The sequence below is a fragment of the Pseudomonas sp. FP2300 genome, assembly GCF_030687595.1.
Taxonomy (GTDB): Bacteria; Pseudomonadota; Gammaproteobacteria; order Pseudomonadales; family Pseudomonadaceae; genus Aquipseudomonas; species Aquipseudomonas bijieensis.
In genome coordinates this window covers 803,215-815,740 of sequence record NZ_CP117440.1, presented here as the reverse complement: position 1 = coordinate 815,740, position 12,526 = coordinate 803,215, and the positions used below count along the sequence as shown (strand labels likewise).

Sequence of the window (12,526 nt, the reverse complement as noted above, 5' to 3'; positions counted from 1 at the left end):
AGAGCCTTTGATGACTGCGAAGTTGGAAAAAGTTCTGATCGCTAACCGCGGTGAGATCGCCCTGCGGATTCTGCGTGCCTGCAAAGAGATGGGCATCAAGACCGTCGCCGTTTACTCCAAGGCCGACAAAGAACTGATGCACCTGGGCCTGGCGGACGAATCCGTCTGCATCGGTCCGGCGTCGGCTGCGCACTCCTACCTGCACATCCCGGCGATCATCGCCGCTGCCGAAGTGACCGGCGCCACCGCCATTCACCCTGGCTACGGCTTCCTGGCGGAAAACGCCGACTTCGCCGAGCAGGTCGAAAATTCCGGTTTCGCCTTCATTGGCCCGAAAGCCGAAACCATCCGCCTGATGGGCGACAAGGTATCGGCCAAACACGCCATGATCGCCGCCGGCGTTCCAACCGTTCCGGGTTCCGACGGCCCACTGCCTGAAGACGAAGAAACCGCTCTGCGCATCGGTCGCGAAGTCGGTTATCCGGTGATCATCAAGGCCGCTGGCGGCGGCGGTGGTCGCGGCATGCGCGTGGTACACAAGGAAGAAGACCTGATTTCCTCGGCGAAACTGACCCGCTCCGAAGCTGGCGCGGCGTTCGGCAACCCGATGGTCTACCTGGAAAAATTCCTGACCAACCCACGTCACGTCGAAGTCCAGGTACTGTCCGACGGCCAGGGCCATGCGATCCACCTGGGCGACCGCGATTGCTCGCTGCAACGCCGTCACCAGAAAGTGCTCGAAGAAGCGCCGGCACCGGGCATCGACGAGCAGGCTCGCGAAGAAGTCCTGGCACGTTGCGTCAAGGCCTGTATCGATATTGGCTATCGCGGCGCCGGTACCTTCGAGTTCCTGTACGAGAACGGTCGTTTCTACTTCATCGAAATGAACACCCGTGTTCAGGTGGAGCACCCGGTCTCGGAAATGGTCACCGGTATCGACATCGTCAAGGAGATGCTCAGCATCGCCGCCGGCAACAAGCTGTCGTTCACCCAGGATGACGTGGTCATCCGCGGTCACGCGCTGGAATGCCGGATCAACGCCGAAGACCCGAAAACCTTCATGCCAAGCCCAGGTACGGTCAAGCACTTCCATGCCCCGGGCGGCAATGGCGTTCGCGTCGACTCGCACCTGTACAGCGGTTATGCCGTTCCACCGAACTACGACTCGTTGATCGGCAAGCTGATCACCTACGGCGCGACCCGTGACGAAGCCATGGCGCGCATGCGCAATGCCCTGGACGAAATCGTGGTAGACGGGATCAAGACCAACATCCCGCTGCACCGCGACCTCGTACGTGACGAAGGCTTCTGCAAAGGCGGCGTCAACATCCATTACCTGGAACACAAGCTGGGCAACCAGCACTGATGCTTCAAGTGATGTAGAAAAGACCCCGGTCCATTGGCCGGGGTCTTTTTTTGCCGGCCTTGCGGGATGGCGGCGAACCCAATCAGCTCAGCACCACCGTAGGCAACGCCTGCGCTTCGATCTGCGACGCTGTCGCGACCCTGCCCTGCGGAGTACGGATGGCCCCGCTGGCAGTGGCTACCAACGGTTCGCTGCGCAAGCGCGTCATGAACCCACGGGCACGTACTGATACGGGATCGGTGCTCTTTTTCGCCCTCGCCAGCACCGGTATGTAGTAGCGCTCGACTTGACTGCGTGAGGTCTTGAAGACCGTAGTGACACCACTGCGCAGGTCCAGTGACACGCCGTAGGTATTGCCGAAGCAGGAAGAGTACGACCAGTGATCCCAGGTGGGCTGCAAACCCTGGCGCCTCATCGCCGAGCGGACTCGCCCGCCAATGTCGACCCCCGTCAACCAGTCCCCCCCCACCAGCGTGGCGCGGATGTCTTTGCCCGATCCCCCCAGGCGTTGCATCACGTCGCGAACACTGCGTTCGATGAGCGCGCGGATATTGTGATCGAAATGAATCACCGCCCCCACCCGGGTGGTCGGGTTGTACAACGAAGCGATCACACAGGTCTGCGCGTTCAGCGAGAACAGATAGTTGTCCGCCGCCTCGCTGAACCTTGCCACCACGGCCTCGCCTTGCAACGCGCCCCTCGATACATCCGGGAAGACATGGTTGGGAAACGCCTCCCGCAGATCGCTCACTCGCCCAAGGACAAGCGTTTGCTCATTGCCCCCCTTCAAGCCGACCGAGTTGTGCGTCCACTGACCATTTCCCATTCTGCGGATGGGCAGGTTGTACAGAGCGCCGGGGCGACTGGCGTCCACCAGGCACAAGCCGCCAAAACGAGAATCTTCCTTCACCTGGTAGTACTTGCCCCTGCTGCGTATGAAATATGTATTGAGCGGCTGCGATGCACTGGATGGGCTGCGATAAGTCCCCTGGTAAATGCCCTCCTCGGTCACCCGCTCCAGATTCTCGGGGGTTTTGCTGACCGCCTGTTTCGGCTTGAAGCGTATGGGTTGGACGATCGGTCCGGCTTCCTTGGCAATCAGCGGCGTCATGCGTTTCAAGCGCTGCCCGGACAAGGACATGGACTTCACGACAAGCTTCAGGCTTCTGGCCGCTGGCCCCAGTAACGAAGCAATGGTTCCTGCTCCCAGCGCGGCGAACAGTACCCCCCAGGAGGCCATCAACCAGTGGCCCAGCGCGCGATCCGTGTCCCCCTGCCCATGCGCCTGCGCAGCCTGCTTGACACTGACGGCGATCACGGCCGCATCCAGCAACAGAGCAAAGGGCGGGTAGACCAGGCACACCGGTGCCGATGCAAACAGCAGCCCCTTGATGACCTGTCGCCTGATCACTTCGGCACGGCTCTGGGTGATGTCTTCCACATCGGTGACAGCCCGCTCGATGTAAGCATCGAACTCTGCCTGGATATCGCTCACTCGATTGAACTCGCGCAACGTATCGACGCCGATGCTCGCCGCCGCCAGAGCCACCAGTGAACGCCTGACCGCCGTACGGGCGCCGAGTCCGACCCGCTCCAGCACGTAGTCATGCAGGCGCGCGACGACTTTCCCGGTAAAGTCCCGGTACGGGCGAAACGTGACACCGTCCGGAGCGTCAGGCGTATACAGCCAAGACGAGCCCTTCGGATCGAAGTAGGTGAAGACGTAGACGCCCATCACGACATGACCGCCGACGGAAAACCTGATCACCCCCTCACGCTGGACGACAGCCCCCGAATACACCGGGCCGACCACCGGCACCGCTTCACTCAGGAGGGTGACTTGTCGAGTGAGCCACCAGAATTCGTTCGCGCTCAACTGGAACTGACCCGTTGCGACACGCAGGTCACGGTCCATCCGGGTCAGCACCAGGTTACGGTAGGCGGTGCGACGCAAGATGTAATCAGCGGCACGGGCGTCGAGGAACCGGGCACGGATCTGCCGCGCATACTGCTCACCCACGTACGCCCGTCGAAGATAGGATGCCAGCTCCGCACTGCGGACCTGCCTCAGATCCTGCCCCACCGACGAACGTACGCCTTTTCGCGGATTGTCGATGCCCGAGTTGTCGTCATAGCCGTAGATGGCCAGCTCCAGCAGGCTGGAGACGTTCGTCTTGCCATCGGCCAACCCCGGGTTGTAGTCGATGAGCACCGTTTCGGGATCGACGGGCCCCTGCACACCTTTGCTGCGCATATAAGGGGCAATGGCTTGCGTGACGATACGCTTGGCGAAATCCACAAAGGCTTCGTAGCCTGCCATCTGCTGGCTGAGCACCTCCTGATGAACCAGGAGCTCCTGGCTCAGGCTGCTGATGTTTCGCCGGGAATCAAGCGGCAAGGCGGCGTACCAGCGAGGCGATTCGTCCGCCGCCACCTGTGCCAGATTGTTGTTCAGGCCCATCGCAACGAGGTCTTCCAGGCAAGCCCTGAAACCGCTCACCGTCCCTCGGGGATCCTTGCTCGAATCCCAAGTCGTCGGCTTGTCCACCACGCTGGCAAAGTACTCCCGCGCCCCGCTCCGTTCGACTGGAAAGAGGCGCTGCAGCAAGTACTCGCGACCGACTTCGCTACGGGTCCATGCGCCCATCTCCACGCTGACGGCCCATAACGAGGGCAACTCGATCCACTCCTGCCCATCCGGCTTGTCGGGGGCATACAGCAGCAGGTCACCTTGCAGGTCCTGGCGATAGAACAAGAGAAAATCGGCACAGCGCATAGCGTTCGCAAGCACCACGCAGCTGACCCGCCAAACGCTGGCGGCCTGCGCCGAGGCCTCGCTCTCCCACAAGGCTTTGACCGCCTCATGGTTCGCCTGCTTCAGGTGACCTGCACAGCGGGCAATGAATGCGCTTTGCTGCAACCGTGCCGTGAACCAATCGAGCATGGCGTCTTTCAGATCGCTCCGGCCATACCGGTCCACCAGTGCCCGCAAGTACCCGGCCGGGGCATCGACCTGCGCCAGCATTTGGCTCATGAGTGCTGGTGTAAGCGGCTGGTTGCGCAGCATTGCGCCGTTTTCCACCAGGAACACCGAAACAGCATCCGGCCTGATCGGACCGGCCGCCAGCAACTCACTCAGGCTATGGGTGCGCACTGGCTGGCCCATCACACTTCGCCACTGCAATTGCACCCGAATGCTGTCAGGTTCGACCTCCATGTCCAACTCATGCCTGACATAGTCCTTGGCCAACTGCCGAGCGAACGCCCGCAACGACCCCAAGCCCTCAAGCAACCCGTCCACCAGCACCTGCGCCTGGAAGGTCTGGTCCTGGCAAAGCTCAAGTTGCCTACGGTCAGCTTCGCCCAGCCCCCGCAACCAGTCAGGCAGCTGCGAACGCGCGAGCGCTTGCAGACTCTGACGCTGCGACGCGCTCGCCAACGCGACCGGCTCGCTCATCCGACGCCAGCCCTCCTGGAGCTCTTCAAGCTGGCCCCGTAGCTCATCAACGTCCAGGCCTGCCAGTCCGTCCGGTTGGAAAATCATGACGACGTCGGCCATGTGACCTTCGAGCCGTTGCTCGATCAACTCCATCAAAGCGGCTTCGCCCTCGGCCATTGCCCAATGCCGTTGCAGATAGGCCCGGTAGTGGCTGATAAAACCCGAAGCGCTGCTTTCCACCACCTGGGCGATGACCTCCTGGCGCTCGACCGGCATCCCTCGATCAGCCGCGTCCGGCCAACGGTAAGGTGCGTCCTGCTCTTCGTCGGGCATGACCGGTTGCTGGTCGATCATGCGTTGCAACACCGTATCGAGCAGGGTGCCGATGAAGTGCGGATCGATGTTGTCTTGGTAATAATGGGTGCGCAGTTCGACCAGCAGATACTCCTCCAGCACCTCCAGCACGCTCATCTGGGCTTGCAGTCGAGGGTCGATGACTGCCTGCCAGCGAGTCAGTGTTTCCAGGACCGCTTGTGCCGTTGCCGCCTGCGGGGAAGATATCGGCCCCCTGCCGCTCACGTTTCTTTGTCGCTCGGCCGTGTTATCCATCACATTCCTCCCTGTTGTGTGGACCCGCACCTTATCTGCCCGCCAGTTTCTCCATGTCATACATATATATATCGAAACACCAAGCTGGACGGCGCATGACTCGCTTATCCACTTTGACGGCGACCTGGCGTACACTGCGCGCCTTTGCAGCCCCGTGCTGTCCCCCTGTAGATTTTTTCCAAAGGTGCCCGCCATGCCTTGGCTGCAAGTACGTCTGGCCATCAGCCCGGAACAAGCCGAAACCTACGAAGACGCGTTTCTTGAAGTAGGCGCCGTATCGGTAACCTTCATGGACGCCGAAGACCAGCCGATCTTCGAGCCAGAGCTCAATACCACCCCGCTGTGGTCCCACACCCACCTGCTGGCCCTGTTCGAAGGCGGTACAGAAGCGGCCAGCGTGCTGGCCCACCTCGAACTGCTCACCGGCAGCCCGCTGCCCGAGCATCACAGCGAAGTGATCGAGGACCAGGATTGGGAACGCAGCTGGATGGACAACTTCCAGCCGATGCGTTTCGGCCAGCGCCTGTGGATCGTTCCGAGCTGGCACGCCGCACCGGAGCCGGACGCGGTCAACCTGCTGCTGGACCCGGGCCTGGCGTTCGGCACCGGCACACACCCGACCACCGCACTGTGCCTGGAATGGCTCGACGGCCAGGACCTCAAGGGCTGCGACGTGCTCGACTTCGGCTGTGGCTCGGGGATCCTGGCGATTGCCGCGCTCCTGCTGGGCGCCCGGGAAGCGATCGGCACCGACATCGACGTCCAGGCCCTGGAAGCCTCCCGCGACAACGCCGGACGCAATAATATTGCCGAGGCGCAGTTCCCGCTGTACCTGCCGCAAGACTTGCCAGCGGTCCAGGCTGACGTATTGGTTGCCAACATCCTGGCCGGCCCACTGGTGTCCCTGGCGCCGCAGCTGTCGAGCCTGGTCAAGCCGGGCGGACGCCTGGCGCTGTCGGGCATCCTCGCCGAACAGGGCGAAGAAGTCGCTGGCGCTTATGCCGCGGACTTTGACCTGGACCCGATCGCCAATCGCGATGGCTGGGTGCGCATCACCGGACGTCGGCGCTAGAATGACCGCCTGTATCCACCGGATTGCCGCATGACTGACAGCTTCGTCACCCAGTGCCCGCATTGCCACACCCGTTTTCGCGTCAGCCATGCTCAATTGAGCGTGGCCCGCGGGGTGGTTCGTTGCGGCTCGTGCCTGCAGGTATTCAATGCCGCACGACAGTTGCTGGAACAACGCACTGCCAAGCAAGCGGCTCCTGCCGTCGCGCCGCCCGCCAAGCCTGCCGTCGAAGCCCCGCCCCGGGCGATCAGCCAGAAACAATGGAGCGCCGCCGAGCTGGATCTGGATGACCTGGACAAGGAACTGGCGCGCCTGGAACGACGCGACAATCGCGCCCCGGGAAATACCGGCCGGCGCCGGGAAGACAACCTGAGCGCGCAACGCGACTCGCTCTCCAGCGAGCAGCAAGCCTGGCCCGACAGCCTGTACAGCGAAACCCCGAGCGAGCGCGTCGAAACTGTCCTCGATACCCCGTTCGAACCGTTCGAACCCCACGAACCGGTGCGTCCACCGCGTACCGAGCCGTCCTTGTCCCTGGCCCTTGAACCACTGGAACCGGACGACGAACCTGTCGCCCCGCTCCACCTGGCGCCAGACGACGAGCCCGACGAACACCTCGAGCGCCTGTCCGCCACCGACGACCACGACGACGAACCCGAGCAACCGGCACCGTTGCGCAAGTCACGCGAACGCCAGGAACCCGGGATACGTGCCGAGGCGCTCCACGACCTGGACGACGACCCACTGCAACTGGACTGGCGCAAACGCCGCTCGCCCTGGGGCCGCCGCCTGCTGTGGGGCCTGTTGGTGCTGCTCGCCGCCGCGGCCCTGGGCGGTCAGTACATTGCCTACCATTTCGAGGAGTTGGCCCGCCAGGACCAGTACCGCCCATGGTTCCTGCAAATCTGTCCGACCATCGGTTGCGACGTGCCATCCAAGGTCGACATCGCCAAGATCAAGAGCAGCAACCTGGTGGTGCGCAGCCATCCGGAATTCAGCGGCGCCCTGGTGGTGGACGCGATCATCTATAACCGTGCGCCCTTCTCCCAGCCTTTTCCGCTGCTGGAACTGCGTTTTGCCGACCTCAACGGACACCTGATCGCCAGTCGCCGCTTCAAGCCAGGGGAATACCTGGGTGGCGATCTCGAGGGGCGCGGCGAAATGCCGCCGCAGACGCCCATCCACATCGCGCTGGATATCCTGGACCCTGGTCCCAAAGCGGTGAACTACAGCCTGAGCTTCCATTCTCCCGAATGAAGCCGGCGCGGGTCGGTCGATTGACGGCAGCTTTCTGACTCACCCCACCCAGACCAAACCGCTGGCGATAACAAAATAGCTGTTCAGATTTTATCCAATTCGACCTTTATCCAGTCATCGAGAGCGGGTATCATGCCAACCCTTTTTCGAACTCTCATGATCCGGCCCCACTTCAGGGAAGTCCTATGTCGGCGGTACGCATCGGCCCATATACATTGCAGAACGGCCTGGTTCTCGCCCCTATGGCGGGCGTCACCGACCAGCCCTTTCGTCAGCTGTGCAAACGCTTGGGCGCAGGTCTTGTGGTTTCGGAAATGGTCACCAGCGACATGAGTTTGTGGAACACCCGCAAATCGCGTCTGCGCATGATCCACGAAGGCGATCCCGAGCCGCGCTCGGTACAGATCGCCGGTGGCGATGCACAGATGCTGGCGGAGGCGGCCCGGGCCAATGTGGCGTTGGGCGCGCAGATCATCGATATCAACATGGGCTGCCCGGCAAAGAAGGTCTGCAACAAGGCCGCAGGCTCGGCACTGTTGAAGGATGAAGCCCTGGTCACCGAGATCCTGCAGGCGGTCGTCGCCGCAGTCGATGTGCCGGTGACCCTGAAGATTCGCACCGGATGGGACCGGGAGAACAAGAACGGCCTGACGGTGGCGAAGATCGCCGAACAGGCAGGCATCACGGCGCTGGCGGTCCACGGCCGCACCCGTGCCGACCTGTATACGGGCGAGGCCGAGTACGACACCATCGCCGCGATCAAGCAGGCGGTGTCGATTCCGGTCTTTGCCAATGGCGACGTCGACTCGCCCGAGAAGGCCCGGTACGTGCTGGACGCGACCGGTGCCGATGGCCTGTTGATCGGTCGGGCCGCCCAAGGGCGGCCATGGATTTTTCGTGAGATCGAACACTACCTGCGCACCGGGGAAAAGCTCGCGGCGCCGCAGTTGGCCGAGGTGGAACGTATTCTGCTAGAGCATCTGGCCGCGCTCCATGCCTTCTACGGAGAAGTCATGGGCGTACGCATCGCTCGCAAGCATGTGGGCTGGTATCTCGCAACCCTGCCGGGCGCCAGGGAGTTTCGCGCCCGTTTCAATCGTTTGGATGGTACGCAAGCACAATGCGCCGACGTTCAGGCGTTCTTCGCTGAGCGTTACAAGAGCCTGACAGGGGACGAAGGGGTGGCCGCATGACGATGATGACCGAGACTTTAGTGAGTGGAACAACACCCGTGAGCGACAACGTGAATTTGAAACAGCACCTCAATACGCCCAGCGAAGAAGGCCAGACCCTTCGCGGGAGTGTCGAGAAGGCGCTGCACAATTATTTCGCCCACCTTGAGGGCGCTGCCGTCACGGATGTGTACAACCTGGTGCTTTCCGAAGTCGAGGCGCCTTTGCTCGAAAGCGTGATGAACTACGTCAAGGGCAACCAGACCAAAGCCAGTGAGCTGCTGGGCCTGAACCGCGGCACCCTGCGCAAGAAACTCAAGCAGTACGATCTGCTGTAAGCATTCAATCAAACCAGAAAGGCGCCCGTGTAAAAAACGGTCGCCTTTTTTGCTGACTTCCCTTGCTTTTGATGGAAATTGAAATGACCGACCAGACCACCCGCCTGCCGATCCGCCGCGCCTTGATCAGCGTCTCCGACAAGACCGGGATCCTCGAATTCGCCCGCGAGCTGCAACAGCTGGGCGTCGAGATTCTCTCCACCGGCGGGACCTTCAAGCTGCTGCAGGACAATGGCGTTGCCGCAGTGGAAGTCGCGGACTACACCGGTTTTGCGGAAATGATGGACGGTCGGGTCAAGACCCTGCACCCGAAAATCCATGGCGGGATCCTCGGTCGTCGCGGCATCGACGATGCAATCATGAACGAACACGGCATCAAGCCGATCGACCTGGTGGCCGTCAACCTCTACCCGTTCGAAGCCACCATCAGCAAGCCTGGTTGCGACCTGCCGACCGCCATCGAAAACATCGACATCGGTGGCCCGACCATGGTCCGCTCGGCGGCCAAGAACCACAAGGACGTGGCCATCGTGGTCAACGCCAGCGACTACGCCGGCGTGCTGGAAAACCTCAAGGCCGGTGGCCTGACCTATGCCCAGCGTTTCGACCTGATGCTCAAGGCCTTCGAACACACCGCCGCCTACGACGGCATGATCGCCAACTACATGGGCACCGTGAACCAGGCCGCTGAAACCCTGAGCACAGAAGGCCGCAGTGAATTCCCACGCACCTTCAACACCCAGTTCATCAAGGCCCAGGAAATGCGCTACGGTGAGAACCCGCACCAGAGCGCGGCGTTCTACGTGGAAGCCAAGCCAGCCGAAGTCGGCATTGCCACCGCCACCCAACTGCAAGGCAAGGAACTGTCGTTCAACAACGTGGCCGACACCGACGCCGCGCTGGAGTGCGTGAAGAGCTTCGTCAAGCCGGCCTGCGTGATCGTCAAGCACGCCAACCCGTGCGGCGTGGCCGTAAGCCCGGACGCCGAGGGCGGCATCCGCCAGGCCTACGAACTGGCCTACGCCACCGACACCGAATCGGCTTTCGGCGGCATCATCGCCTTCAACCGTGAACTGGACGCCGCGACCGCCAAGGCCATCGTCGAGCGCCAGTTCGTCGAAGTGATCATCGCCCCTTCGGTCAGCGAAGAAGCCCGCGCCATCGTCGCCGCCAAGGCCAATGTGCGCCTGCTGGCTTGCGGCCAATGGTCGGCCGACCGTGCGCCAGCCTGGGACTACAAGCGCGTCAACGGCGGCCTGCTGGTCCAGAGCCGCGACATCGGCATGATCGGCAGCGAAGACCTGAAAGTGGTGACCAAGCGCGCCCCGAGCGAGCAGGAAATCAACGACCTGATCTTCGCCTGGAAAGTCGCCAAGTACGTCAAGTCCAATGCCATCGTCTACGCCAAGAACCGCCAGACCATCGGCGTTGGCGCCGGCCAGATGAGCCGCGTGAACTCGGCCCGCATCGCCGCCATCAAGGCCGAGCACGCCGGTTTGCAGGTACAAGGCGCGGTCATGGCCTCCGATGCGTTCTTCCCGTTCCGCGACGGCATCGACAATGCGGCCAAGGTCGGCATCACCGCGGTGATCCAGCCGGGTGGCTCGATGCGTGACAGCGAAGTGATCGCTGCTGCTGATGAAGCAGGCATTGCCATGGTATTCACCGGCATGCGCCACTTCCGTCACTAACATCGATCAATGTGGGAGCCGGATTTGTGTGGGAGCAAGGCTCTGTGGGAGCAAGGCTTGCCCGCGATGCAGGCAACTCGGTCCATCAGGCAAACCGAGGTGATGCTATCGCGGGCAAGCCTTGCTCCCACACAAGCCCAGCTCCCACACAAACTCGCTCCCACAGAAAAGCATCTCTGTGGTGCTCAACAGAATCAGCGTCATCCGAGGTTTTTGAAATGAATGTTTTGATCATTGGCAGCGGTGGCCGCGAACACGCCCTGGCCTGGAAAGTGGCTCAGGATCCGCGTGTGCAGAAGGTCTTCGTGGCACCGGGCAATGCCGGCACCGCCATTGAAGCCAAGTGTGAAAACGTCGCCATCGACGTGCTGGCCCTGGAACAACTGGCCGATTTCGCCGAGAAAAACGTCTCGCTGACCATCGTCGGCCCGGAAGTGCCACTGGTCGCCGGCGTGGTCGATCTGTTCCGCTCCCGTGGCCTGGACTGCTTCGGTCCGACCGCCGGTGCCGCGCAACTGGAAGGCTCGAAAGCGTTCACCAAGGACTTCCTGGCGCGTCACAAGATCCCGACCGCCGACTACCAGAACTTCACCGAAATCGAACCGGCCCTGGCCTACCTGCGCGAGAAAGGCGCACCGATCGTGATCAAGGCCGACGGCCTGGCGGCCGGTAAAGGCGTGATCGTCGCCATGACCCTGGCCGAAGCCGAAGACGCCGTGCGCGACATGCTGGCCGGCAATGCCTTCGGTGACGCCGGTTCGCGCGTGGTGATCGAAGAGTTCCTCGACGGCGAGGAAGCCAGCTTCATCGTCATGGTCGATGGCAAGAACGTCCTGCCAATGGCTACCAGCCAGGACCACAAGCGCGTCGGCGATGGCGACAGCGGCCCGAACACCGGTGGCATGGGCGCCTACTCCCCGGCCCCGGTGGTGACCGCCCAAGTGCACCAACGGGTCATGGACCAGGTGATCTGGCCGACCGTGCGCGGCATGGCCGAGGAAGGTAATGTCTACACCGGTTTCCTCTATGCTGGCCTGATGATCGACAAGGCTGGTAACCCAAAAGTCATCGAATTCAACTGCCGTTTCGGCGATCCTGAGACCCAGCCGGTGATGCTGCGCCTGCAATCGAGCCTGGTCCTGCTGGTCGAGGCCGCACTGGCCCAGGCACTGGACAAAGTGGAAGCCCAGTGGGATCCACGCCCAAGCGTCGGTGTCGTATTGGCGGCCGGCGGTTACCCGGGCGACTATGCCAAAGGTAGCGCGATCTTGGGCCTGGACGCCGCGGCCCGGCTGGAAGGCAAGGTCTTCCATGCAGGCACAGCGTTGAAGGATGGACACGTGGTCACCGCCGGCGGTCGTGTGCTTTGCGCCACCGCCATGGGCGCCAGTGTCGACGAAGCTCAGCAGCAGGCCTACAAGCTTGCCGCCGAGATCGACTGGGAAGGTTGTTTCTACCGCAAGGACATTGGCTACCGCGCCATTGCCCGCGAGCGTGGCGAAAATCTGGAATAACCCAGCCATTCAGTCAGGCAAGGGTCTACGGCCCTTGCCTGACTGTTCCGGCGCCGCGCATAGTTATA

General features: G+C 62.2%; 8 protein-coding genes. 7 read left to right on the top strand and 1 reads right to left on the bottom strand.

Annotation, left to right across the window (positions count from 1 at the left end; all coding sequences use genetic code 11):
• Window positions 1–10: 10 nt before the first annotated feature.
• Window positions 11–1,366: an acetyl-CoA carboxylase biotin carboxylase subunit gene (accC, locus tag PSH86_RS03455; RefSeq protein ID WP_109752255.1), complete on the top strand. Its 1,356-nt coding sequence runs from the start codon at window positions 11–13 to the stop codon at window positions 1,364–1,366.
• Between the two features lie 82 nt (window positions 1,367–1,448).
• On the opposite strand, the gene PSH86_RS03450 is transcribed toward accC, so the two are convergent.
• Window positions 1,449–5,414, bottom strand: a complete 3,966-nt coding sequence (locus PSH86_RS03450; RefSeq protein WP_305487859.1) for a dermonecrotic toxin domain-containing protein — start codon at window positions 5,412–5,414, stop codon at window positions 1,449–1,451.
• Window positions 5,415–5,607: 193 nt separating this feature from the next.
• Between PSH86_RS03450 and prmA the strand changes: the two genes are divergently transcribed.
• From prmA to purD, 6 genes are all read left to right on the top strand, one after another.
• Window positions 5,608–6,486 carry a 50S ribosomal protein L11 methyltransferase gene (gene prmA / locus PSH86_RS03445; protein ID WP_109752251.1) on the top strand — a complete coding sequence of 293 codons (879 nt, stop codon included), beginning with the start codon at window positions 5,608–5,610 and terminating at the stop codon, window positions 6,484–6,486.
• A gap of 30 nt (window positions 6,487–6,516) precedes the next feature.
• Window positions 6,517–7,743, top strand: a complete 1,227-nt coding sequence (locus PSH86_RS03440; RefSeq protein WP_109752249.1) for a DUF3426 domain-containing protein — start codon at window positions 6,517–6,519, stop codon at window positions 7,741–7,743.
• Window positions 7,744–7,928: 185 nt separating this feature from the next.
• Window positions 7,929–8,936 carry a tRNA dihydrouridine synthase DusB gene (gene dusB / locus PSH86_RS03435; RefSeq protein ID WP_109752247.1) on the top strand — a complete coding sequence of 336 codons (1,008 nt, stop codon included), beginning with the start codon at window positions 7,929–7,931 and terminating at the stop codon, window positions 8,934–8,936.
• Window positions 8,933–9,253 (top strand): DNA-binding transcriptional regulator Fis, encoded by a 321-nt coding sequence (gene fis, locus PSH86_RS03430; RefSeq protein WP_003186237.1) that lies wholly within the window; start codon window positions 8,933–8,935, stop codon window positions 9,251–9,253. The genes dusB and fis overlap by 4 nt, the downstream gene beginning before the upstream one ends.
• Before the next feature lie 83 nt (window positions 9,254–9,336).
• Entirely contained in the window at window positions 9,337–10,944 is a 1,608-nt protein-coding gene (purH, locus tag PSH86_RS03425) for a bifunctional phosphoribosylaminoimidazolecarboxamide formyltransferase/IMP cyclohydrolase (RefSeq protein ID WP_109752245.1), read from the top strand.
• 218 nt (window positions 10,945–11,162) lie between these two features.
• Window positions 11,163–12,458, top strand: coding sequence for a phosphoribosylamine--glycine ligase (purD, locus tag PSH86_RS03420; RefSeq protein ID WP_109752243.1), 1,296 nt, complete (start codon window positions 11,163–11,165; stop codon window positions 12,456–12,458).
• The last annotated feature ends 68 nt before the right edge of the window (window positions 12,459–12,526 follow it).